Raw genomic sequence first — 22,364 nt, forward strand, 5'->3', positions numbered from 1 at the left:
TTACAAACGGGCTGATCCAAAGCCTCAGCGGTACTGCTCACTGCTATGACAACGCTCGTATGGAGAGCTTCTTTGCCACGCTGAAAAAAGAAAAACTGTATCAGATACCTACATACCGAATGAAGCGTGAAGAAGTCAAAACCGTTATCTTCCGTTATATCTTCGGCTACTACAACACACAAAGGATCAACAGCTTCAACGAAGGCGGTCTCCCACCTGTGGCACTAAGAACTTCAACTGGGATGGCTCATCACGCCGCCTGACTCCTGCCTATCCAAGATTTTGGGTATTCTCTGACTGCACATTTCTTGACAATTCCACAGGGCGCATGAACTTTGTGCGCCATTAGAGTTTTCGAGTTCGTCAAGTTGTTATGGGGAAAATGAAAAAAAGCTGCGGAGCGGAGTTCGCTCACACAGCTTGTGGGGATATTCAGTTTTTTACCAAATACACTTCATATCAGTAAATTCGTCTGTCATTATTCGTTCTAAAGATTTTTCAAAAGTAGTTCCGAAGCAGATTACTTCTCCTTCATGTGCAGCGATCAATTCTGTATTCGCACCTAAAAAATACTCATCTTCATAATCTTTTGAATGACCAATAGGTACTATTGTTTTCATTCTCAAAAAACTGCTGATCTCATTTGCATATTCTATAGATTCTTTAATGTCTGTATCAGAAAAATCAGAAGTGATATAGTAATTGGGGTTTATGATTATTATCTCATTTGTGTCTATAGTGTATTTAGTGCGCCTGACTTGATACCTATAGCATGGAATATGTAGAGTTAACCCTCCGAAAGACGATAAAAACTTGACAACTTCATCTATTATTTCAAATCCATATTTCTGATACCATTTTATATATTGTGAGGTATCAATAACACGATCTTCATACCAACCACTTTTCATTAGAACTTGTTTTATATGATGATTGTTTATTATCATATCGTACCTCATTCTCTCTTTATATGCAGTTTTCGATTGAAGTGTGAAAGCCAAGTGATTTCTCTCACTTATAGATTATACCATACCACCACCGAAAAAGCAATCCCCACTTTCATCAAACTGCCGCCCAGACTGCGCAATAACTGCGCCGAGCCAGTTTAGAATATTGACACCGATGATGATTGAGAGCATCACGCTGGAGCGTGAGCGAGATGCGTGACAGCGACAAGATCATTGCAGAGCTTGAAGCCGTTGGCATCATGTCATTAAGCGAGTTTGGCGGATTCATGCACAATATCCATTCGCCCGAAGATTACACCGATGAAGTTACCGAGCTGAAAGAACAGTACACAGCGATTGATAAGCTTCTTGCAATGATGAAATAGCGTTCCGACAATTCCGCTACATACAAGGAATATCAGGAACGGTCAGCGTTTACGCAAAAGCATTTTCGCAAGAAGAACGCTGCTGCTATCGACGCTTATGAAGAAGCCGACAAGTACAACACCGAGCATATCAAGGCTTTTTATGTTGACGGCAAAGCACCCAAGCGGAGCGAGCTTGCAGCACTATCAAAGCAGTTGAAAGATAAGCGTAAAGCCATTATGCCCGAACACAAGGCATATCTTCTCAAACATGACACGGCATTTCGGTACACCCGACAGGTGCGCCAGTACCTTAACGAGCAGTACATGAAGCGTGAGCGTGAGAAAAGCCGTCAGAGGACACAGGCGAAACGCAGAAGTAAAAATATGCTTGAATAAAGAAACGGCAAAGAGAGCGTTTCTCCTTGCCATAGGGATATGTATAGTTGCTAAGATAAATCAGAATGATTTGCTTCTATTGAATCTATTATAAATTCTATTACTTCATTTGTTGTCAGATAATCTTCGTGCTTGATGTTTGGAAAAATTTCTAATTCAGCATCAGGATAACAGTCAGCTAATTTCCTTTGTATATCATCAGAAAGAGTTGTATCAGAGTCAGAGCCGATTATCGTAACTGGGCAAGTGGTATTTTTCGCATATAAGTCAACTCTGATGTTATTTTTAATAAACACCTGCAAAAAGCCCCAGTAAAACGGAATGATTTTATTATACATATCTGCACTTGTACGATAGCCAGACAGTAGAATTAGATTACTGCAATCACGTACACTTGCAAGATAAGCAGCCATACCGCAGCCGTAGCTATGTCCCATTACAATTATTTTCTTATCTGGATAATGCTCTTTTGCCCAATCATATAATTCCTCGGCGGACTGTTGCATTGTATGTAGATTCATTTTTCCTTTACTATCTTGCGTACCATAATAATCAACGGAAAGAAACGGGCAATCATAATATCCTGAATACATACCTACTGTGTTATATGCAATATACATCGAACCACCAAAACACAATATCAAATGATCGGAGTCTTTAGAAAGGTTATAACCATATCCCGACAAATTATTCGAGATTTGAATTGCTTCCGGAACAAAAGTAGTATCCTTTAACTTTTTATCTCCTTTGTAGAAAGAATAAGAGATTGTCTGCATTATAAAATCCCCTAAAAAAAGGATTATCAATATCCACATGAGAATTTTCAGAATTATATACGCTACATTCATTGGTTTCACTTCCATAGTAATTACCTTTGTTAAATTCCAATTTAAACACGCAAGCTGTATGCCTGCCCTTATCAGTAATTATACATCATCACCGCCGATAAGTCAACCGCCAACCAATAGAAAGACAATATTTTACATCAGAAAGGAATCAACAACTATGAGCAAAATCGGATACATCAGAGTTTCCACCGAACACCAAGAAAACGCCCGTCAGCAGGAAATCATGTGCGAGTATAAGGTTGACCGCATCTTCTCTGAGAAGCTGTCAGGAGCAAACACCGACCGCCCTCAGCTCAGGGCTATGCTTGACTATGTGCGTGAGGGTGACACGCTCTACATCGAGAGTATCAGCCGTTTAGGGCGCTCCACGAAAGATTTGCTGAACATCATCGACACTCTCACCGACAAGGGTGTTACCCTTATCAGCCACAAGGAGAAGATCGACACCGACACGCCTACGGGCAAATTCATGTTGACCGTGTTCGCTGCCCTCTCACAGTTGGAGCGTGAGCAGCTCAAACAGCGTCAGCGTGAGGGCATTGAGATTGCTAAGGCTCAGGGCAAGTACACGGGACGGAAACCTATCCCCACCGACTGGACGAGATTCGGGCAGCTCTATGGGGAATGGAGAGCAAAGAACATCACAGGCAGGGATTTTATGCGGAGAATGGATATGTCGGCAAACACCTTTTACCGCCGTGTGCGTGAGTATGAAATCCGTCACGGCATCACCGAGCCGACCTCAGCTTGACCGTCAGACGAACGGAAAAGCCCCACAGCGCCGTCCGAGCCTGCGGAGCGGAAAACTAACCACTGAAACCTAAAAGAAAAAGCCCTCAGAAACGCTTACAGAGCGTTTCCGAGAGCTTGCAGTTATTCGTTTCAATAGGGTTTGTGCCTGTTGTGGTATGCTCCACAATGCTTAATCGAACTTATGTGGAACGGAAAACAGGTGCGCCATTAGGCTATGGTTTTTGAAATAGCTCACTAAGATACATCAGAAGTCGTGCGTTTACTGAAATTCATGGAATCCAATTTCCATATTCTATTATGATATGCAGTTTTCTGTTGAACATCATTTTATGGCTGAATCATAAAACTCTAAAGACCGGATAAACAATTCTTCATCTAATCGTGTACTCCATTTTTTGTGATTGAGATTTTCAGTTATGTACTTAGCCTTGTCCTGCTTAAAGCGTTCTTTATTCTCTTCGGCATTGTAGTCGTAATTAAGCGATCCGAGCCATTTGTCAAATTCGGCATTAAACTCATCTTTGTATCTTCAGCAAAGGAGATCGCATGGTCAAGATCGATCACACCCTGCGGAACACCGCCTACGCCTTCACCTTCGCTTTTATCACAACCGGTAGCATCGTAGGCAAATACATAATAGCCGTTTTCAGCAAAAAAATATGCAGCGTCAATATAGGAATTATGCCCGCCTCCGAATCCGTGAGCAATGACTACGATTCCGTGCTGATCGCTGCCAACACTGTAAAGATAGCCTGCCAACTTCTGCCCTTTGTCAGAGGAAAAGGAATATTCCTTACACTCCAACGAATCGAAATCCTCTGTTCTGAGCTTTAGCGGTTCGTAGCTGTCACCACGAACATTAAAATTCTCATTATACATCATCACACAAAACGCCCACCAGCCTATGAGCAAAAATACAATAACACTCAAAAGAACAATCATCGCAGCTTTCTTTTTTGATCTTGTTTTTTTCATAGAGTATAAGCTCCTTATTCAAACTGAAATACTATCTGTTCAGTAAACACAGTGTACAAGACCGTCAAGCCAGTCTTTTATCGTCCTTATCAGTCCGGCATCGAGCGGCTCTTTTATGAGTCTGCGATATGTTTTCTTCACATTCAGAATACTGTTATCGCCGTCATTTACCCGCAGAATATGTGTAAGTCCTTCGGGGGCAAAGCATCTGATGTTGCTTTCTGCCCGAAGTGCATCAAGTCTGTGATAGTCTGCCTGAAAATCAGCCTTGCCTGTGATCGCAAGTACGGGCTTGCCATATCTTTTCAGGATCTCAGCAAAATCCTCCGAGGTATATGCTCCGTGTTCCCGCAGCCATTTTGCAGGCATACCTGCGCCCTTGACATACACCTTTTCTTTGTTTGTTTCCTTGCTTTTCTCGAACATATCATCAATCGTTGCAAGCTGTTTATTGAGATCGAAGCTCTTTCGCATGATCGCACCTGTCAATCCTTTTATAGAGGGAAGCTCTTCAGCCATTCGTTTGTTCTGATAATAAAGTGCGTCCTTTATGCACATTCCTGCACCGCCCAGCAGGATCAGTCCTGATGTTTCTTCTTTTTCCGTTACAAGAGTTGCAATCATCGTTCCCTCGCTGTGTCCGCAGACGAGTATTCTGTTTTCATCAACATACGGCAGGCTTTTCAGATAACGGATCACAGAGATCGCATCATTCGTCAGGTCTGATAGTCCTGCACTGTTGAAACTGCCGCCCGATCCGTGAGTGCCGCGCTTGTCGTAACGGGCAGATACATAGCCGCACTCTGCAAATGTATGTGCCAATTCCTTATACATATTGGAATGAAGTCCGAAACCGTTTCCGTCACGGTCGAGCTTTCCTGTTCCCATGATGATGACAACGGCAGGAGATTTCCTGCTTTCGTCCTCATAAGTGATCGTTGCCCCGATCGGATATTCGCCCTGAATCGTAATTTTCTTTTCTCTGAATTGCATATTGTTCACCTCAAAAAATGATAAGCCAGATCGTTCTGCTGATGATATGTGTCAGCATATGTGCAAGCATCGCATACTGAATGCCGTATTTCCGGTAGAGCCTGCCGAACACGATCCCAAGTGCGCCGTTCATCAGAAAGCATCTGAATATCAGCATAGGAGTCAGATGTCCGAATGTCTGAATAGTTGCAGGCAGGTGTTCTGCGGCAAACAATGCAGCAGCGATGATATTAGAGAAAACAAGCACCTTTTCGGGAACAGCATTCTCTTTTCTGCAAAACAGCTTCCAGCCGATCAGTGCGAGCAGGCTCATAAAGAACAGCCGCAGCATAACTTCCTCAATGACACCGCCGTACAGAACAGAGGCGATCCATGTGGGAACATCAAATCTTCCGGACGCCTCATAACTGTTCGTCAGTTCGGGTATCCATTTCGCAAAGGTAAAAGCATCAGCACTCAGTACAATTCCGCATAACGCTCCTGCAAGCAGTGTGATGAGAGTATTCTTTTTGTCAAGTCGGAATGGACGGATAAGACCGATCTTATCTGCAACGATATATCCAAAGAAACCGCAGACAATAGCATAAATGACTGTCTGTATCATCGTGATGAGCATGACCATTTCTTTGCTTCCCACCTGCTGTATCGCTGTTTCAAGAGCTTTTTCGTCTATACTCGCTGTGGACATCTGAGTCGTGAACCAACCGCCGACAGCGGCAACAGGCAGCAGGCATAATGTGAATATCAAGGGCTTTCTGATCTTTGTCATTTCTTTCCCTCCTCTGTAACAGGTGCGGAGATCACAGAGAAGCTCCTGCTTTTTCCGCCGTCCTGCGGTTTGCTGTATTTTTCAATGACTTCCCGAAGCTCCTTAAAAAAGTCAGCATAGCTCTCATCGGTCAGAGTGAGCATATAAGTCCGCAGGGACAGCATATCGGCATACGGATCAGCATTTTCTTTATCACTGTATCTTTGGAAACTGCCGTACAGTGCCATGAGAAACTGATAGGCACTGTCAGCTATATCGGTATTTTCAGTGAACTTAGTCTCGTTGAGCGTCAAAAGCCTTTCCAGACTTCCACGCACTTTGCGTTCCGACTTGACAATCAGAACTTCTTCTTTCAGAAGATAATTGATATGACGATAGAGCGTAGGCTGAGGAACATCGTGTAATTCCTCGCATATCTGCTTGGTCGTTGCTTCGCCCCTGATCTGGAGAAACTGCATGATCTTCATTCTTATCGGGTTTGTAATAATATCGGATAGTTTCATTGCATCGCCACCTTTCTTAATATATATTATATTCTCATAAGTGATAATAGTCAATGCCATTCACAGAAAGTTTACAATTTACCCTCTGATAATTATTTGCGGAAGCCTATTGATTTGAAAAAGTCTTATCACCGTAAAACATAGGGATAAGACCATTTCCTTAATCAGTATATAGGTTTACTCCTGAACCTCTTTCATCAGAGCCACGCCGTCCTTGAAACCAACCTTGTATGCAGCTCTCATCTCAGCGGCGGCGGTATCGCTCACGCAGTCGAGGAGCTTATGGAACACTTCAATCTGCTCCTCACTGAGCGAATCTTCAAACGGTATGCAGAGCCTGTTGAACTCGTCCGAAAACTCGGCAGCGTGAATATCCCCCACACGGAGGTTGTAAATCATATCAATCATTGTAAGCACCCTTTCGGTAATTATTTAGCTTGCTGTATCTGTCTTACAATGTTTGCTTGAAAACTTCTTTATGCCTACTGTCGTAAACAGCATGAAATGACGGAAAGGACGAATTGTTCGGCCTGGGCGGCAGTTTTATGATATTGGATATTGCTTTTTTATGATCGATATGTTATAATGTTGAGGTAAGGTGTGCATCCGGCATCACCGGGTAAAAATGTTCACAAAAGGAGATTTATTATGAAAGTAAGCGCTGCTGAATGGTTTGAAAGCATTATGAAAATGTGTAAGGTGATGGAGTCTCTTGGGTGGACATACACTGCCGAAGGACCTGCATCTGCTGAAAAGATCAGCGAATTTGAAAAGGAAACAGGATGTCAGATACCTGATGAATACAAGGAATGGCTTGGCCTTACTGCGTCACTTACAATTGATGATTGTGATTTCAGTCTGTATATGCCTGAAGAAGCAGGAGAAAACGAAGAGGGATTCAGAATGATAGCTGTCGGAAGTGTTTCTGCTCGTGAGTATTTTATCAATGCTGACAGTGGAAAGATGTTTGTTTATGATGATCTGATGCAGAAAACAGAGGAATTTGATTCGCTTGATGATATGATAACTGATATGTATGCCCGTATCGAAATGTATGCAGACGAAGACTTCGGTGACGAGTGGCAGGAAGCTTACGATGAAATGTTCCCCGAAGAATAAAGGAAATGCTTCGGTAGAGTATCATTTATGATTGATACGATAATGAATACGTGTTCTATCCCCTCCTCCTGTGTAATGATAACCGGTGGAGGGGATTTTTTTATATCTTGATATTGTACTTATTATTTACACAGCTTTTATTTTGGAAGGAAATATACTCTCTCCAAACAGATCATGCATTGCTGTCATGACAGATTTCTGTGAATTAAATAACCCAGGCGGCGAGGTGCCCGGACTTATTTCCTTCGACGGATATAACAATCTGTTCCAAATAAACAGATGCTTTTTCTCTATAATTTTTATCCGATTATTGCAGGGAAAGCTTGATAAATCGGACAATTTGAGTTAATATGGATACTACAAAAAGGAGGTGTGACCATGCTGCAAAAACAGGTCATAAACGAGTTAGATTATCATCGTGCGCAGAGAATTACAGAAATGCTATATCATATGAATCTAATCACGTTTGAGGAATACGAAAAGATTACTAAACAGAATCGTTGTACTTTCTCACCAATTCTGGTTGAATTGCTCCCCAAACCCACAAAGGAAACCAAGCTGACCGTTTCTGACAATAACGTTGAATTGAGGGAGACAATCTGAAATATAGGAACTAATACTATAAGCCTTCCTATGTGATTGCAAGAAGCTTACAATGATAGTGGATTATGATAAAATTTATACAATAAAAGCATCGGGACGTGTTAATAATGAAATGCTTCTGTTTTACTATCATATCGGAAACGTTGCTTCTCAAATGGGTCCTACTGCGAAATAAGATTCAACACTTTTATAAAAGACTCAGTTCAGACTTGAAAGCATCTTTCCTGAATTGCTTTCGTTCTCAAAGATTAATCTGCAGTACATGTTGTGATTCTATGATTGTTATCGCTGATTGAAAATCTGCCCCAAGTTGAGGCAAAATCTGCAAAAGCAAATCCGCCACAAGTTGTGGCAGAATTGAAAGAGCAGAATAGTTTACTTCTGACACCATGTAAACGTTATAAGGCATTCTTGATATAAGTATGTCGGACGGCAGTGCATAACACATCCTGTGAGTGTAGTGCTTTTTCATCCACTTCCATTCAAGAGTGCTTTTCTGTGAGTAATTACTTCAAAGTGCAATTCTGCCGTTTCAAAGTGCAAAATTTGCACTTTGGAGTAACTGCTGAACTCAATTAGCGCTTTCAACAGGAAAAAGAATCCAAATATCAGTTTCAATAATCATATTTCAGAATTATTTTCTGAAAATCGAGGATACAGCTTGACAAACAGCGCATAATATCTTATAATAGAGTGGAGGAGGTGTAAGCTATGCTATGCCAGTTTACATTTAAGAACTATAAGTCCTACAGGGATGAGACAATCCTGGATATGCAGGCTGTGAGTAGCCAGGGATTCGAGCATTCCCTGCTTCCAGACGGAAACAAGCAGGAAATGCTGCCGGTCGCTGCAATTTACGGCCCAAACGCCGAAGGTAAATCCAATGTTCTCGACGCCCTGAAGTGTCTGCATAGTCTTGTGGTATCCCCGATTCTTCTGTTCAGAGGCCAGACGACCGCACGGACTATGAACTGTGTACCGTTCCTGTTTGACGAGAAGACGCCGGAAGAACCCACAGAGTTTGAGATTTTCTTTATCCCGGATGCAGAGTTTGAGTATCGTTATCAGATATCTGTTCAGAAGGGCAAAATCGTAGAGGAGAATCTTTACCGCAGAAAGCTTGCACCGAACAGTCGTATCAGCACGCTCTTTGAGAGAAGCGATGGTGAGATCAAGCTGGGCGCAAGCATACGCAAGCAGTCGATCAACACAGAGGTCAACGAGCAGATGCCGTATCTGTCGTTCCTTGCAATAAACTATAAGATCGAGCCTATCAACATCGCTACAAAGTGGTTTGAGATGTGCATCATCAAGAATTATGTAAATCCCTACGAGGAGATGCAGCTTGTCATGAGAGCAGACGAGGTGTCTAAGAAGAAGCTCGTGGAGTTTCTGGTAGATGTTGGTATTACGATCAGCGGAATCCAGTTCGAGAAGAAGGATGACGAGCATGTAGATATCCTATGTGATCATACCATCAATAATCACACATATCAGCTGCATCTGTCTGACGAGTCGGATGGCACACAGAAGCTGTTCAATGTTCTGCCGCTTGTTATTATTGCCCTTACAGAGGGACGGCTGCTTGTATGGGATGAGCTGGATGCCAAGCTGCATCCGAAGCTGCTCAGATTCCTGATCATGCTCTTCAAGAATCCGGAGATCAATCAGCATAAGGCACAGCTTATCTTCACATCGCATGATATTTCCACAATGAAGAGCTCTGTGTTCCGCACTGACGAGATCTGGTTTGCCTATAAGAAGGATAACGAGGCAAGTGACCTCTATTCACTATATGAGCTGCGCGATGAGAACGGAAACCGAATCGGTCCGAATACAGCTTATGATAAGCAGTATCTGGAAGGACGTTACGGCGCAGACCCGTACTTCCGCAACATGATGGAGTGGAGGTAATGAAATGTCTAATAAACCTCCGAAAAAGAGCGATGAGAACAAACACTGGCGTAAGCCACGCCGTACATGAAGATAATCCATATTCACAGGAACAATAAGAACAGTATATGTGTTTTTTACAGTAAAAGCGAAAGATATAGTGATTTGGAATTATATGCAATCAACGCATTGACTTTTTTGAAGGCCTGTGTTATAATCATAATGAAAATGACACAAAATATATATGAATAATACTCTGTATTTAAAATCTAAAAGTAGTTTAACGCAAAAACATAGTACTAAAACACTTTGCCTATAATTATGAAATCACAGTATATTTTAATTAAACTGCTTTCGGAGGGTGATATAATGATAATTAAACAGTTAAGTATGGATTGCTTTAAAGCAATGGTTGATTTTAAAATGAACTTTGGAAAAATGACCATAATTGCCGGTAATAATTCTGTTGGGAAAACAACAATTCTCCAAGCACTTGACTTTTTACGTTATGCCTGCATAGATGATATTGATAAATACCTTTCAGATCACAATTTTCGAGCAAATGATATTCTTTCAAAGTTGACAAGTCGAAGAACTATCAGTGCTAAAGTCACGTTTGATAACCATGATGACATTATTGTTTGGGAAGTATCCTTTGTTAATAAAAGTGGTAGATTTGTTCTGTCGCAGGAAAGTGTATTCGTAAATAAGGAAAAAATCCTCGAAACTCGTACTGGTTATGTTGCTGTTCGTGCAAGTGGAGAAAAAGAATTCCAGATATTTAGCAAACTAGCATTAAGCTCGTCATATATTCGTTATTATGATGACAATAAAAAATACCCAGTCTTGTATCAGATAAGAAATTTCTTTGCCTCAAGCCGTTTTTATGATCTTCTTTCACCTGATGAAATGAGAAAACCCAATCGAAGTCCTGCAAGCACAATTGGCAGAAAAGGTAGTTCTCTCTCTGGATTTATAAAAGCGATGAAGCCGGACCAAAGAAAGCAACTTATTCAAAAGATCCAGAAATATTTTCTGCCAATGAGCAATATAAAAACAGAATCCAATGGTCCTGCTTGGGTTCGAACTGCTGCTGAGGAAACATTTGGAGATAGTGTAATTACAATCCCAGCCACACAAATTAGTGATGGATTACTACGATTAACAGCACTATTTTCCCTTCGTTTTTCTGAACAAAATGATAGCGGCCTTCTTGTTCTTGATGAGATTGAGGATGGAATCAATACAGAGAATTTAGAAGGATTATACAATATGCTTAAAGAAATGGCAGATTCTGGCATTCAGGTTGTTATAACGACCCACAGTACAGTGTTGTTGGATTATGCGAGTCCAGATGAAATATGGTATGCCGCGAGAAATGAAAAAGGTTATCTAGCATCTATCTCTATTAAGCATATTTCAGATATTGCAGAACGCTTAACAGACTTGTACCCAGGTGAGGCTATATTAAGCACGAATGATAAACAAATCAGAGATTCATTGTTTTGTTATATTATGAACAATAAATAGAGAGGTCTTTGAATCATGAATATATTACTGTGTGGCGAAGGCGTAACAGATGTTGGTGAAAGAGGAGAATACGATGTTAAGCTTGGGGATTATATTTGGACTGAAGGTTCAATCCCAGTTATAATCCGTCGTATAATACAAGAACATGCAGCAACCGAAAATAATAACGGTAATATACACTTTATCTGTTACACCGTCGCTGATATAGCTCGAGAATTTCGCCCTAAACACATTGCAGGTCAAAGAAAAAGATTTGCAAATGGTAAAAAAATAGATAATACAGCATTCCAACACTTTGAAGGACACACAGCCGTCGCAGCCGGCTTAATCAGAAGGGCAAAATCCGATGGCAAAACATTTGACATTGTTGGAATGTTTAAAGATACAGATAGAGAAACTGGTGCTTCAAATACACCGCATGAAGCACAGAAAAAGCATGAATCTACAAAGCGAGAAATTTTAAAAGGATTTGAAGCAGAAGAAGTCCCGCTTGAAAAGTGTTTTGTCGCTATTCCCATTAGAATACTTGAAAATTGGCTTTTAAGTGACTCAGCAGCGATAGCGACCGTAAACAAAAGAGGATCAACGCCAAACATCACAGAATACCCGCATCCAGAAACATTGTGGGGAAAAGAAGAACCAGGAACAAATCATCCCAAAATACTACTTGCAAAAGAACTGAAAAAATGCAAATGCGGAAATCAAAGTCATGTCGAAAAATGCCTTGTAATTGTTGAGCATGCAAATCTGGATAGATATAAGAAAAAATGTCCTAGCTTTTCTGAATTCTATAGCGATTTAATGCAAGCCGTTCAATCGTATCTATCGAATTCTTAACTGTAAAAGGCAAATGTGTAAAAAAGTTTATTGTCATATTAATGTCTATCTTTTTTTCGATATCTTACATACTCTGTATAACCTCCCCCTGCATGAACACTCGCTGTTTTAGAGCACTAAAAACTATAGCTTTTAACCCAACAAAAATGCACCCTCTGACCGTCCAGAGGGTGCATTGTATCAAAATTGGAGTTTTTAAGGTGAACTAATCACAAATATGATTTTGTGAAACTGGAAGGTGTAGTATTGCTCAGTAACAAGACTGAGAATATGATTTAGAAGATTATTTTCGCTTAGGAGCTCCGAATGTCTGTCCTGCGCAGAAAAAACGGTAAGCGAAACGGTCAGTGGGAAGTGCTGGTGGAGGTTTGATTACCTACAATCCCCATTGTCAAACCTCTCGTTGCTTTGATATGGTTATCACCATGACATCAACACAGGCTTCCGGGGCACGTTGAGTGCGTAGTATTGATGTCAAGGGATAAGGCGTAAAAGCGCCGATTTTACGGCAGTTTTCGGCTATACAGTTAAATTGCACACTTAACCCCGGTATGGTTTTTGCTGTATTCGGAAAGACATCTACGCACTAAAAACGGCTGACAACATTTCTGCACACTGAGATTAGTGCGTCAAAATGATAATTGGCTTTTGGTAGTGCGTCAAAATGTTGTCAGAGAGTGAAAAGTTCGTAGAATCGCAAAAATGATACATATCAATAATTGCGATTGATATATAGGGTTGAGGGCGTGGAAATGTTCTCAATAAAAGGAGGAATCCATATGCCAGAAAACATCAACCTGTTCGATATCAATGAGATTCTGAAGCTATTGAGAGGAACTTATCCTCTTCCCAGAGAATACAGATCGCAGTTTGAACCGCAGCAATTAAATGTACCAACTGAAACATATGCCGTTTTGAGAGACTATATTTATCGGAATGCAGGCTGTAAGCTGTTTTTTCAGGAGGCGTTGCGGACATTGTTTTCCGGCAATGCTGATGATGTTTTTCTTGGTGCGGCGTATTTTGAGGATTGTATAGTCTGTGAAGAAAACAAAACGGCGAGTTTTTCTATAGACAGGGAAAGACTGATCCCGCTTCTGAAAGAAGGAATTCGTCGGAACGCAGCGGAACTAATGCACATAAAGGCTTTCCTGATTGGCAGTGAAGAAAACTGCATGGAGCGGCTCGCCAAAATCAGCACTCTTTATAAAGATAAATACGGATTCACAATTTTGGATTAATTAAGGCAACACCGCACCACTGAATCGCCGGTGATGCGGGCGACGGAAAGGAAAAAAACATGCTTCCGAAACATGAAATCAATCTGTATGATGTGAATGATGTCTACCGCCTGCTGCGCGGTGACTATATTGAATATTCCCAGTATTACGGACACCCGCCGATGGACAGTATGCCGCCCGATCTGCCGGTCGATATCCGGATGGTTCTGATCGGCTGTGTGTATCATGATCCGGGCTGCAAGGAAGTGTTTCAGCAGGCATTGCTGAAACTTGGAAACGGCGATGCGGCAGACGTCTATCTGTTCTACAATTTTTTTAACTACTGTATGTTCTTTGAGATCGACAAACATTGTGCGACTTTTCAGATTGACAGGGAATTGTTTATTCCGCTGCTGAAACGGCAGATCAAGCGCTATGCGTCAGAGCTGCGCGGGACGCTGTTTTTCAGAGGAAATGTTGTCCCGCTGGAAAACGGAATGAATAATATCATAGATTTCAACAACTACGCGAAGAAGCATTACGGCTTTTCCATTCTGGACGAATAAACAGCATGCACGCTGCAATAGCAGGTCATGCGGGCAGACAGAAAGGAGCACTGCACATGACACCGATGGAACTTGGCGATTATTGGGACAGAGGCTATATCATTGATAAGCCGAAGAAAAATGTATATTCGTTTGAGCGATACGAGGGAACAGAGCCGGATGTCGTGATTCCGGACTGTGTGAGCATCATCCGGAAAAATGCATTTGCGAAAAACCAGTATCTGCAAAGTGTTGTGATACCGGAAGGCATCACGGAGATTCCGGACAAGGCTTTTTACGGCTGTACCGCGCTCCGGCGCGTGGCGCTGCCTTCCACGCTGAAAGTCATAGGCGACAGCGCATTTACCGGATGCCGTTTGCTGGAAAGCATCACATTTCCGCAGGGGCTTGGGTATATTGGCTGTGACGCTTTTTGCGGATGCGGTTTCCGGAAGCTTGTGATTCCGGACAGCGTCGGCACGATCAGTGCGGGTGCGTTTCGGTGCTGCGCTTCGCTGACCGATGTCAGCCTGCCCGCTGATGTGAAGATTGCACGGTCATACAGAGAGGAGATCGTGTATCAGCATCCAATGTCAGGCGGTCCCTACCCGGTCGAAATCCCTCATAACGGTGCGTTTCTGGATACGCCGTTCGGCAGAGCGCACGGCATGGAGTAATCCCCGCACCACTGAATCGCCGGTGATGTCAAGGCAGAAATCCTAAAATGCCGATTTATCGCGGATAATTGGCATTTTACCGTTCCGAAAACAACCAAATTAAGCACTCAATTTCTGTATGTGGGAACACGTAATATCACCTGCAGAGATACAGACAGCATTTCGGCGCACTCACTAACCAAAACAGTAGTTTTTAGCACTCGATTTTTTGTGCTTAAAACTGCTGTTTGTAACTTTTAAGTGTGCAGAAATGCTGTCACTTGTTAAAAAGCCCGAAAAACAGGGAAAGATCTCACTAGTCAAAAATTGCGATTGAGTGATAGGGTTGAGTGCGTGTAAAAGTTTCCGCATAGAAAGGACATAAATATGGTTACTGTAACAATTAAAGATGGTAAATTCGTCATTCATGGTTCTTTTGATTTCGGATATATGGGCATCTATCATGATGACGAAATCCTTATTCTCCGCCCCCCCCGCAGAGGTGCGCAAATGGAAAATGGCAAGTGCGGCTCTGGACACAAAAACCTGCTCCGATGATGACATTGCCGCATTCCTGACGGCACATCTCAATGCATGGGAAGAGAAGGTGCGGTTGAATAAAAAGCGCATTAATGATAACTTCCTTGTGCGGATTTTTGAAGATCTGGAGGCATGTGCCTATCCCTTCTGGGAAACGGAGGGGCTGTATGTCCCGGAGCAGATGCCAGAGGATCCTGAGTCTCTTTATGACGGACACGAAGACGAAATGTCCGTGCTGGAGGACGCATTTAATAGTTCCCCGAATGACGGCAGCATTGAAAAACCGGATGCCGAAGCCGCACTGAGGAGAATGTATCCGATGTTCCGCTTTGATGCGTTTCTTGCAAGTCTGAAGCCGGACTGCATGAGCCTCAGCGACAGACGGATTTCATTCCAGTGTACAGACGGCTTTGGAGCAGCGGTTGCCTGCGGGGCGTATGATGAGCTTGACAACGCCCTTGTCTTTAACGACTGGCACAACTTCTGAAAGCAGAAAAAAGCCCCGCATCTCTGAATCAACAGTAATGCGGGCAGGCGGAAAGGAGAAAGAATATGGACTATCAGAAATTTGATCAATTATGCAGACGTCTAATAAAAAGCTATCAAAAATTGAATGAGGAAGCATATTTTAAAGCTGAACCGTGTGCAAATGAGGTGAGCATCAAAGCCGTTGAAGAACGTATTGGTATGACCCTACCCAAGCAGCTTAGAAACTTCTTTCTGAATTTCTCTCAGTGTTTTGAAATGAATGCGTTTCTTCCGGAAGAATTCAGTGACTCTTTGCCGAAAGAATTGAGAGAGCTATTTTCTGCACATTATGTAATTTCTTTGGAGGAAGTTGAAAGCAACGAGATGATACGAAGAGATTGGGTTTCAGAATGTTTCCCGAATGAAGACGATGAATACGATAAAGTGTGGCATCACAAACTCGGAATGATCGATGTTGGAAACGGAGATATTATTTCCCTGGATATCGGTTCAAATCCTGATAATCCACCTGTTGTGTATCTGAGCCATGAAGGTGATGACAGTAACGGCATAATACTTGGAAAAGACTTCGATACTTTCCTAATGAACCTCGTTATGTCCGGTGGCTGTGGAATGGAAGACTGGCAGATTGCGCCGTTTATATCCGACAGCAAGAATGGCATTGATCCTGATTGTGAAAATGCGAAAACCTTTAGAAAGCTGATTGACTTTCACTATGAATAAAAGCAGCTCCGCACCGCAGAATCACAAGTGATACAGGCAGTTCTATCCAGAAAGGAAAAAACGAAATGGCAAAATACAGATTCAAATACTGGTATGAATGGGGCGAGCGCGACTGCTTCCTCTGGGCAGACGATGAAGTCACGCGGAATACATTCGCTTAAGGAATAGGCAAAGCTTTCTTTGCGTGTCCTGGTTATATGCTGACATTGGATTTCTCAGAAATCAATCTCATCATGTTTTATTCCTTATGCGGCTGATCGTGCGTTCAAACTCTCCGCTGTCAAGCCATTCAGCAAGGAAAAACTGTTCCAGCATAGGTACAGTACAGGAATAAAAGCCTACTCTATCATTGTACAATGTCAGATATTTCTTAGGAAGAACCATATATCCTGCTCTCAGCGATGGGGCTATCGTTTTGGAAAAGGTGTTGATATAGATCACGTTCTCGTCAGTCGTTTGAGCGAAAAGCGTCTGTGGTGCTTTTCCGTTCAGAGTAAATTCCGAGTCGTAGTCGTCTTCGATGATCACCGCATTTCTATGAGAAGCCCATTCAAGATAATAATGTCTGCGTTCAGCAGATGCAGTTATAAGGCTCGGAAAGCTGTTAAACGGCGTAACATGGAGTATCTTTGCCTGTGTGCGTTCAAGCTCATCGGTACGGATACCCTCGCTGTCCATTTCGAGCATATCGCAGACAGCGCCGTTTGCGGTATACACCGCACGTATCTTCTCATACGAGGGAGATTCCAAAGCTATCATATTATCTCTGCCGAGCATCTGAATGCAAAGACCGTACAGATATTCCGCACCCGAACCAATGATTATCTGTTCGCTTGATACGTTTATGTTGCGGCATCTTGCGAGGTAACGGCATATTGCGTCACGAAGCTCAGTACAGCCGCCCATAGGCGATCTCATGAGTATTCTTTCGCCGCGATCGAGAATAACTTTTCTAAGCATTGAAGATACAGTTGAAAAAGGAATATTGTCATTATGGAGAACAGCCGGATTTGCAGGTATTATGGAATTCATTTGCCGGTCAGATACGGGAAAGAAGTTATCCGGGCAATACTTAACATAACAGCCGCTTCTCGGTTTCATCCGGCAGTAGCCTTCATCGCATAATAGCTGATATGCGTGTTCAACTGTTATAATGCTGACAAGACATTCCTTTGCAAGCACACGCTTTGACGGGAGTTTCGCACCGTATACAAATGCTCCCGAGATGATACGGCTTCGCAATTCCTGATATATCTGCATATAGGCACAGATAGTGCTGCTGTGGTCTATCTCAATGTACATTCTCTGCACCCCTTTGTTCTTTTTCCTTGATTATACTACTTTTACCGGCGGTTTTCAACCATTTTGATGAAATATTCGTATACAGACGTATCATTGGTAAGTTCAGGGTGGAAGGCTGTCGCAAGCTGATTATCCTGCTGTACAGCAACTATTTTTCCTTTGATTCTGGAAAGCACGTTCACACCCTCTCCAACACGTTCTGCATAGGGCGCACGGATAAACGGCATTTCAATTTCTTTTCCTGCAAACTCATCAACACAGCGAAAACTGCCGAGCTGTCTGCCGTAAGCGTTCCGTTTTACGGTTATATCGAGCGTTCCGAAGCAAGGTTCCTCTCCCTCTATTTCTTTGGCAAGCAATATCATACCGGCGCAGGTCCCGAAAACAGGCAAGCCATTCTGTATTATTTCTTTCAGCGGTTCATACAGAGAGAGATCACCTAACAGCTTTCGCATAGCTGTACTTTCACCGCCGGGGAGAATCAGACCGTCAAAATGTCCGCTTAGGTCTTTTAGCTGACGGATCTCAAATGCTTCAACATTTATCTGTTTCAGCTTGGATATATGCTCTGCAAATGCTCCCTGAAGGGCAAGAACACCGATACGCATTATTTGCCCCTTTCTTCCATGATGAGCTTTATTTCCTGTTCATTGATGCCGACCATTGCTTCGCCAAGTCCTGATGAAAGCTCTGCTATCAGTTTTGCGTCTGTATAGTTGGTCACAGCCTGAACGATTGCTGAAGCACGTTTTACGGGATCGCCTGATTTGAATATACCCGAACCGACGAACACGCCATCTGCTCCGAGCTGCATCATAAGGGCTGCATCAGCAGGAGTTGCCACGCCGCCTGCCGCAAAATTAACAACGGGAAGCCTGCCGCTGTCATGGACTTGTTTCAGCAGATCATACGGCACCTGCAGCTTCTTTGCTTCTTCATACAGTTCATCCTCACTGAGAGATACTGCGTGGCGTATCTGCGAATTCATCATTCTCATATGTCTGACGGCCTGCACGATATCGCCCGTGCCCGGTTCACCCTTAGTGCGTATCATCGAAGCACCCTCGGCAATACGGCGCAGAGCTTCTCCGAGATCTCTCGCACCGCAGACGAACGGTACTTTGAACTGCCGCTTATCAACGTGGTAAACATCGTCGGCAGGAGAAAGGACTTCGCTCTCGTCGATATAGTCGATCTCTATTGCTTCAAGTATCTGCGCTTCGACAAAGTGACCAATACGGCATTTTGCCATAACGGGAATCGTAACAGCTTCCTGAATCGAACGGATCATAGCAGGATCGCTCATTCTTGATACTCCGCCAGCGGCTCTGATGTCAGCCGGTATCCGTTCAAGTGCCATGACTGCACATGCACCTGCTTCCTGCGCAATGACAGCCTGTTCTGGTGTTGTAACGTCCATAATAACTCCGCCCTTGAGCATTTGTGCCAGTTCCTTGTTTAATTGATATCTGTCTTCCATGATAATTTCCTCACTTTCGTGTTTTTTATCATTATAGCAGTTAGTTTCTGATTTGGATATATCCAGTTTCCGTTTATTTTATCGTACCAGTTGAAAAAAGTCAAATTATAAAAAACCCGCATCACCTGATGCGGGAATTGCTCATATCTAATCACTTCTCAATAATAACCGATGTCCCTGACTTAAAACGAAACTCGATAAAGACATCGCATACCTTTACATCCTTAAGCAGCTTTCTCACCAGCGTCCCATCAAACTTCGTGCTGGTGCGCGGCTGGGAATTAATGAAGCTGCAAAGCGCCTGTATACGGTCCCGGTGCTCAGCTTTGGCAGCTTCGTCCATATTAGTCTGCTCCTGCTGTTCACGCAGTAGAAGTATTTCTTCCACAAGGTCATCATAATTCTGTCTGCTCTCCGTTCTGTCGATCAGTTCCTGCTGCAACTGATGGCTTCCGTATTCTGTCCTGATTACATTCACAATTATTGATCTTGATCTGATTCTTATGATCGTAACAAGTATCACTCGCTATTCCCGACAGAAGCACCAAACGAATGAATAAACCAAAAAATCCCCCTCACCAGGCAAGGAGCATCTCAGCTTCCTACCTGATGAGGGGGATTATATCATATATTCACTTTTCCACGCTGACTGTCACACCGGACTTGAACCGGAACTCCAGATAGTCATCGTACACAGTTACTTTTTCAAGCAGCTTCTTTACAAGACTGCCGTCAAATACCAAGACCTTGCTCTTCTGCCGTTCTATAAATTTCAGCAGTTCCCGGATGCGCTTCTTGTGTTCAGTTTTTGCGTTGTCGTCCATTGCAGTCTGTGCTTGCAGCTCACGCAGGCGCAGAATTTCCTCGGTGATGTCATCGTAGTTCTCACGGTGCTCTGTGCGGTCGATCAGCTCCTGCTGCAGCTTTGCCATTTTCGCTGCCAGTGCTGCGGCACTTTCCGGGTGTACCTCGTTGATCGCTGTTTCAAGGTTTTCTTTCAGCCTTGTCAGGTAATCGTCACTGTTCCCGACGATCTCATTGAGGGCGTCAAGAAATGCTTCAATCAAGGTCTCCTCATTGACCGTTCTTGCATGGCACTGATCCTTCTGCTTCAGTCTGGTCAGGCAACGCCACACGACTGACTTCTTGCCGCGGTTGTTCCAGTGGATCCTGCGATACTCCTCACCGCATTCTGCACAGAACACGATTTTTGAGAACGGGTGGTTTGCACTGAAACCCTTTCGTCTGCCGAAGCAAGCGTTCTGTTCACTGCGCCGTGCCATCTCCTCCTGCACCATCAGAAATATCTCTTTCGGGATAATTGCTTCATGGTCGTCCTCGACATAGTACTGTGGCTGCATTCCGGTATTCTTTACCCGCTTTTTATTCAGAAAGTCCACCGTGCAGGTCTTTTGCAGAAGCGCGTCACCCATATACTTCTCGTTTTCAAGTATCTTACGGATGGAAGTATCATGCCATTTTGCCTTTCCGCGGGAGGTCAGGATGCCGTCACGCTCTAAGCCCTGCGCGATCTTTTTACAGCTTTTCCCCTCAAGGTACTCTCTGAAAATGCGTTTGACGATCTCAGCCTGTTCCGGGTTGATGATCAGGTGACCGTTATCGTCCTTATCGTATCCGAGGAAGTTGCGGGCGTTGACCATCACCTTACCCTGCTGAAAGCGGTAATGGATACCCATTTTTGTATTTTTACTGAGGGATTCGGATTCTTGCTGCGCCAGTGAAGCCATGATCGTCAGGAGGACTTCTCCCCTAGTATCCATCGTATTAATGGATTCTTTTTCAAAATACACGGGGATATTCATGATAATGACGGATATGATTGAAAAGGTTTTGACAAAGATGGATTCGATTGCGAAGGATATGATCACGAGGGCTTCGACAAATCCGGCTTTAACAGATTTGGGGTTGACCGAGAAGGATATAATGGGAACGGCTTTGACAGTGAAGGATATGACCGTTCTGGAAAAGACCGCCAGGGATACTACAAGTCGGGATATAATTCCGAGGGATTAGATCGCGGCGGAAAATCCTTTGACTACTACAATGACGAACTTCAGAAAATTGATGACATTCTGAAGAAAGCTCATGGTCAAATGAAGAGCGGTGAATTTGGCTACGCACTTCATGACATCCGCATAGGCTTAGAAAAGGGGGTGAAGTGCATCATCATCCACTGGAGGGGCGACTCAGATATCAAGGAAAAACTTGATGACAACATTACCGTCTGCAAGAATTATACGCTACTCCCCAGAGACTTTATCGAGGAATTATATGATGCCAAGAATCACTGTAACCCTTTACAGCATGATACAGATGTTCAAAAAGACTATGGACAAGTTCACTTTACATACAAAGTGCTTGAAGAATTGAGCGATAAAATTAAAGCCTTCACATAAACAAAAAATCCCCCTCACCAGGCAAGGAGCATTACTTCCTACCTGATGAGGGGGATCATATTCACTTTTCAATGCTGATCGTCACGCCTGATTTGAATCGAAATTTCTAAAAGAACATTGTAACTTTGATTCAAAACTCATAAAGGACGGTATAATTATGAAAAATAAACTCTTTGACCTTGCGGCAAAACAACGGTTGGTACGGGCGATAAGCCCTTGCATTTCTCCATATATTATGCTAAAATAGAGTTAAGAATGAATATAGCACGATCTGAGGAATTAACAAGCCTCGAAACGTTGTAACAAACCATAACATACAAGGCAATTCTTAACTCAAAAGGACAAATCTGAGAACCACCGCATATTACTTGCGGATTTCTCACAATACCTTGATGAGGAGGTCAAGCTATGAGAAAATCTATTTCATCAAAGGCTGCGACACTGATCATGTCAGCCAC

At 43.0% G+C, this 22,364-nt stretch carries 28 protein-coding genes; 16 read left to right on the forward strand and 12 right to left on the reverse strand.

What is annotated here, in order from left to right:
* Positions 1-263 (forward strand): IS3 family transposase (locus BT127_RS15570; protein WP_318257298.1); only part of this gene is annotated, 263 nt, incomplete at its 5' end.
* A gap of 177 nt (positions 264-440) precedes the next feature.
* Here BT127_RS15570 and BT127_RS15575 read toward each other — a convergent pair.
* A complete protein-coding gene (locus BT127_RS15575) occupies positions 441-947 on the reverse strand; it encodes an SUKH-3 domain-containing protein (RefSeq protein WP_075425882.1) in 507 nt (168 codons plus the stop codon).
* A 182-nt stretch (positions 948-1,129) separates the two neighbouring features.
* On the opposite strand from BT127_RS15575, the gene BT127_RS17005 reads away from it, so the two are divergent.
* Together BT127_RS17005 and BT127_RS17010 are read left to right on the forward strand one after the other, a co-directional pair.
* Complete coding sequence (locus BT127_RS17005) at positions 1,130-1,333, forward strand: hypothetical protein (RefSeq protein WP_207647514.1); 204 nt, start codon at positions 1,130-1,132, stop codon at positions 1,331-1,333.
* A gap of 219 nt (positions 1,334-1,552) precedes the next feature.
* Positions 1,553-1,711: a hypothetical protein gene (locus BT127_RS17010; RefSeq protein ID WP_175541991.1), complete on the forward strand. Its 159-nt coding sequence runs from the start codon at positions 1,553-1,555 to the stop codon at positions 1,709-1,711.
* A gap of 50 nt (positions 1,712-1,761) precedes the next feature.
* Here the strand turns inward: BT127_RS17010 and BT127_RS15580 are convergent, their stop codons facing one another.
* On the reverse strand, positions 1,762-2,487 hold the full coding sequence (locus tag BT127_RS15580) for an alpha/beta fold hydrolase (protein ID WP_075425903.1): 726 nt from the start codon (positions 2,485-2,487) through the stop codon (positions 1,762-1,764).
* Positions 2,488-2,716: 229 nt separating this feature from the next.
* On the opposite strand from BT127_RS15580, the gene BT127_RS15585 reads away from it, so the two are divergent.
* Complete coding sequence (locus BT127_RS15585) at positions 2,717-3,310, forward strand: recombinase family protein (protein ID WP_075425883.1); 594 nt, start codon at positions 2,717-2,719, stop codon at positions 3,308-3,310.
* 416 nt (positions 3,311-3,726) lie between these two features.
* On the opposite strand, the gene BT127_RS16610 is transcribed toward BT127_RS15585, so the two are convergent.
* The 5 genes from BT127_RS16610 to BT127_RS15610 form a co-directional block, all read right to left on the reverse strand.
* Positions 3,727-4,287 (reverse strand): alpha/beta hydrolase, encoded by a 561-nt coding sequence (locus BT127_RS16610; RefSeq protein WP_318257299.1) that lies wholly within the window; start codon positions 4,285-4,287, stop codon positions 3,727-3,729.
* Between the two features lie 39 nt (positions 4,288-4,326).
* On the reverse strand, positions 4,327-5,280 hold the full coding sequence (locus BT127_RS15595; protein ID WP_075425884.1) for an alpha/beta hydrolase: 954 nt from the start codon (positions 5,278-5,280) through the stop codon (positions 4,327-4,329).
* Positions 5,281-5,290: 10 nt separating this feature from the next.
* On the reverse strand, positions 5,291-6,049 hold the full coding sequence (locus BT127_RS16380; RefSeq protein ID WP_207647515.1) for a CPBP family intramembrane glutamic endopeptidase: 759 nt from the start codon (positions 6,047-6,049) through the stop codon (positions 5,291-5,293).
* Positions 6,046-6,552 carry a helix-turn-helix domain-containing protein gene (locus BT127_RS15605; protein WP_075425885.1) on the reverse strand — a complete coding sequence of 169 codons (507 nt, stop codon included), beginning with the start codon at positions 6,550-6,552 and terminating at the stop codon, positions 6,046-6,048. The genes BT127_RS16380 and BT127_RS15605 overlap by 4 nt, the downstream gene beginning before the upstream one ends.
* Before the next feature lie 177 nt (positions 6,553-6,729).
* Positions 6,730-6,960 carry a DUF6809 family protein gene (locus tag BT127_RS15610; RefSeq protein ID WP_075425886.1) on the reverse strand — a complete coding sequence of 77 codons (231 nt, stop codon included), beginning with the start codon at positions 6,958-6,960 and terminating at the stop codon, positions 6,730-6,732.
* 240 nt (positions 6,961-7,200) lie between these two features.
* Here BT127_RS15610 and BT127_RS15615 point away from each other — a divergent pair, with 240 nt between their 5' ends.
* The 10 genes from BT127_RS15615 (at position 7,201) to BT127_RS15660 (ending at position 16,707) form a co-directional block, all read left to right on the forward strand.
* On the forward strand, positions 7,201-7,671 hold the full coding sequence (locus tag BT127_RS15615; RefSeq protein WP_075425887.1) for an SMI1/KNR4 family protein: 471 nt from the start codon (positions 7,201-7,203) through the stop codon (positions 7,669-7,671).
* Between the two features lie 378 nt (positions 7,672-8,049).
* Entirely contained in the window at positions 8,050-8,274 is a 225-nt protein-coding gene (locus BT127_RS17295) for an SHOCT domain-containing protein (RefSeq protein WP_075425888.1), read from the forward strand.
* 711 nt (positions 8,275-8,985) lie between these two features.
* Positions 8,986-10,188 (forward strand): AAA family ATPase, encoded by a 1,203-nt coding sequence (locus BT127_RS15625; RefSeq protein ID WP_075425889.1) that lies wholly within the window; start codon positions 8,986-8,988, stop codon positions 10,186-10,188.
* Between the two features lie 348 nt (positions 10,189-10,536).
* Positions 10,537-11,697 (forward strand): AAA family ATPase, encoded by a 1,161-nt coding sequence (locus BT127_RS15630; protein ID WP_075425890.1) that lies wholly within the window; start codon positions 10,537-10,539, stop codon positions 11,695-11,697.
* Positions 11,698-11,712: 15 nt separating this feature from the next.
* The gene (locus BT127_RS15635; protein WP_075425891.1) at positions 11,713-12,534 is read left to right on the forward strand and encodes a DUF4276 family protein; all 822 of its coding nucleotides are present in this window, start codon (positions 11,713-11,715) and stop codon (positions 12,532-12,534) included.
* A gap of 779 nt (positions 12,535-13,313) precedes the next feature.
* Complete coding sequence (locus BT127_RS15640; RefSeq protein WP_075425892.1) at positions 13,314-13,775, forward strand: hypothetical protein; 462 nt, start codon at positions 13,314-13,316, stop codon at positions 13,773-13,775.
* Positions 13,776-13,834: 59 nt separating this feature from the next.
* The gene (locus BT127_RS15645; RefSeq protein WP_075425893.1) at positions 13,835-14,320 is read left to right on the forward strand and encodes a hypothetical protein; all 486 of its coding nucleotides are present in this window, start codon (positions 13,835-13,837) and stop codon (positions 14,318-14,320) included.
* A gap of 56 nt (positions 14,321-14,376) precedes the next feature.
* Positions 14,377-14,976 (forward strand): leucine-rich repeat domain-containing protein, encoded by a 600-nt coding sequence (locus BT127_RS15650; RefSeq protein ID WP_175541992.1) that lies wholly within the window; start codon positions 14,377-14,379, stop codon positions 14,974-14,976.
* A 496-nt stretch (positions 14,977-15,472) separates the two neighbouring features.
* Positions 15,473-15,982 (forward strand): hypothetical protein, encoded by a 510-nt coding sequence (locus BT127_RS15655; protein WP_075425895.1) that lies wholly within the window; start codon positions 15,473-15,475, stop codon positions 15,980-15,982.
* Between the two features lie 65 nt (positions 15,983-16,047).
* On the forward strand, positions 16,048-16,707 hold the full coding sequence (locus tag BT127_RS15660) for an SMI1/KNR4 family protein (protein ID WP_075425896.1): 660 nt from the start codon (positions 16,048-16,050) through the stop codon (positions 16,705-16,707).
* Positions 16,708-16,938: 231 nt separating this feature from the next.
* Here BT127_RS15660 and pdxR read toward each other — a convergent pair whose 3' ends face one another.
* From pdxR to BT127_RS15685, 5 genes are all read right to left on the reverse strand, one after another.
* The gene (gene pdxR, locus BT127_RS15665) at positions 16,939-18,009 is read right to left on the reverse strand and encodes a MocR-like pyridoxine biosynthesis transcription factor PdxR (protein WP_019679676.1); all 1,071 of its coding nucleotides are present in this window, start codon (positions 18,007-18,009) and stop codon (positions 16,939-16,941) included.
* Between the two features lie 41 nt (positions 18,010-18,050).
* A complete protein-coding gene (gene pdxT / locus BT127_RS15670) occupies positions 18,051-18,617 on the reverse strand; it encodes a pyridoxal 5'-phosphate synthase glutaminase subunit PdxT (protein ID WP_075425897.1) in 567 nt (188 codons plus the stop codon).
* Positions 18,617-19,489 carry a pyridoxal 5'-phosphate synthase lyase subunit PdxS gene (gene pdxS, locus BT127_RS15675; RefSeq protein ID WP_075425898.1) on the reverse strand — a complete coding sequence of 291 codons (873 nt, stop codon included), beginning with the start codon at positions 19,487-19,489 and terminating at the stop codon, positions 18,617-18,619. The genes pdxT and pdxS overlap by 1 nt, the downstream gene beginning before the upstream one ends.
* A gap of 151 nt (positions 19,490-19,640) precedes the next feature.
* Positions 19,641-19,931 (reverse strand): hypothetical protein, encoded by a 291-nt coding sequence (locus BT127_RS15680; RefSeq protein WP_075425899.1) that lies wholly within the window; start codon positions 19,929-19,931, stop codon positions 19,641-19,643.
* Positions 19,932-20,121: 190 nt separating this feature from the next.
* Entirely contained in the window at positions 20,122-21,312 is a 1,191-nt protein-coding gene (locus tag BT127_RS15685) for a recombinase family protein (protein WP_075425900.1), read from the reverse strand.
* Here BT127_RS15685 and BT127_RS15690 point away from each other — a divergent pair.
* Together BT127_RS15690 and BT127_RS15695 are read left to right on the forward strand one after the other, a co-directional pair.
* Positions 21,311-21,523, forward strand: a complete 213-nt coding sequence (locus tag BT127_RS15690) for a hypothetical protein (RefSeq protein ID WP_075425901.1) — start codon at positions 21,311-21,313, stop codon at positions 21,521-21,523. The two genes, BT127_RS15685 and BT127_RS15690, sit on opposite strands and share 2 nt — an antisense overlap.
* 80 nt (positions 21,524-21,603) lie before the next feature.
* Positions 21,604-21,906, forward strand: coding sequence for a hypothetical protein (locus BT127_RS15695; RefSeq protein WP_075425902.1), 303 nt, complete (start codon positions 21,604-21,606; stop codon positions 21,904-21,906).
* Positions 21,907-22,364: the final 458 nt, after the last annotated feature.

The organism is Ruminococcus sp. XPD3002 (genome assembly GCA_900119535.1).
GTDB classification, from domain to species: Bacteria; Bacillota; Clostridia; order Oscillospirales; family Ruminococcaceae; genus Ruminococcus; species Ruminococcus flavefaciens_H.

Coding starts and splice junctions, on each gene's coding strand:
- BT127_RS15575 (WP_075425882.1), bottom strand. CDS start 947: ATGATAATAAACAATCATCATATAAAACAAGTTCTAATGAAAAGTGGT.
- BT127_RS17010 (WP_175541991.1), top strand. CDS start 1,553: ATGCCCGAACACAAGGCATATCTTCTCAAACATGACACGGCATTTCGG.
- BT127_RS15580 (WP_075425903.1), bottom strand. CDS start 2,487: ATGCAGACAATCTCTTATTCTTTCTACAAAGGAGATAAAAAGTTAAAG.
- BT127_RS15585 (WP_075425883.1), top strand. CDS start 2,717: ATGAGCAAAATCGGATACATCAGAGTTTCCACCGAACACCAAGAAAAC.
- BT127_RS16610 (WP_318257299.1), bottom strand. CDS start 4,287: ATGAAAAAAACAAGATCAAAAAAGAAAGCTGCGATGATTGTTCTTTTG.
- BT127_RS15595 (WP_075425884.1), bottom strand. CDS start 5,280: ATGCAATTCAGAGAAAAGAAAATTACGATTCAGGGCGAATATCCGATC.
- BT127_RS16380 (WP_207647515.1), bottom strand. CDS start 6,049: ATGACAAAGATCAGAAAGCCCTTGATATTCACATTATGCCTGCTGCCT.
- BT127_RS15605 (WP_075425885.1), bottom strand. CDS start 6,552: ATGAAACTATCCGATATTATTACAAACCCGATAAGAATGAAGATCATG.
- BT127_RS15610 (WP_075425886.1), bottom strand. CDS start 6,960: ATGATTGATATGATTTACAACCTCCGTGTGGGGGATATTCACGCTGCC.
- BT127_RS15615 (WP_075425887.1), top strand. CDS start 7,201: ATGAAAGTAAGCGCTGCTGAATGGTTTGAAAGCATTATGAAAATGTGT.
- BT127_RS17295 (WP_075425888.1), top strand. CDS start 8,050: ATGCTGCAAAAACAGGTCATAAACGAGTTAGATTATCATCGTGCGCAG.
- BT127_RS15625 (WP_075425889.1), top strand. CDS start 8,986: ATGCTATGCCAGTTTACATTTAAGAACTATAAGTCCTACAGGGATGAG.
- BT127_RS15630 (WP_075425890.1), top strand. CDS start 10,537: ATGATAATTAAACAGTTAAGTATGGATTGCTTTAAAGCAATGGTTGAT.
- BT127_RS15635 (WP_075425891.1), top strand. CDS start 11,713: ATGAATATATTACTGTGTGGCGAAGGCGTAACAGATGTTGGTGAAAGA.
- BT127_RS15640 (WP_075425892.1), top strand. CDS start 13,314: ATGCCAGAAAACATCAACCTGTTCGATATCAATGAGATTCTGAAGCTA.
- BT127_RS15645 (WP_075425893.1), top strand. CDS start 13,835: ATGCTTCCGAAACATGAAATCAATCTGTATGATGTGAATGATGTCTAC.
- BT127_RS15650 (WP_175541992.1), top strand. CDS start 14,377: ATGACACCGATGGAACTTGGCGATTATTGGGACAGAGGCTATATCATT.
- BT127_RS15655 (WP_075425895.1), top strand. CDS start 15,473: ATGGCAAGTGCGGCTCTGGACACAAAAACCTGCTCCGATGATGACATT.
- BT127_RS15660 (WP_075425896.1), top strand. CDS start 16,048: ATGGACTATCAGAAATTTGATCAATTATGCAGACGTCTAATAAAAAGC.
- pdxR (WP_019679676.1), bottom strand. CDS start 18,009: ATGTACATTGAGATAGACCACAGCAGCACTATCTGTGCCTATATGCAG.
- pdxT (WP_075425897.1), bottom strand. CDS start 18,617: ATGCGTATCGGTGTTCTTGCCCTTCAGGGAGCATTTGCAGAGCATATA.
- pdxS (WP_075425898.1), bottom strand. CDS start 19,489: ATGGAAGACAGATATCAATTAAACAAGGAACTGGCACAAATGCTCAAG.
- BT127_RS15690 (WP_075425901.1), top strand. CDS start 21,311: ATGATAATGACGGATATGATTGAAAAGGTTTTGACAAAGATGGATTCG.
- BT127_RS15685 (WP_075425900.1), bottom strand. CDS start 21,312: ATGAATATCCCCGTGTATTTTGAAAAAGAATCCATTAATACGATGGAT.
- BT127_RS15695 (WP_075425902.1), top strand. CDS start 21,604: ATGAAGAGCGGTGAATTTGGCTACGCACTTCATGACATCCGCATAGGC.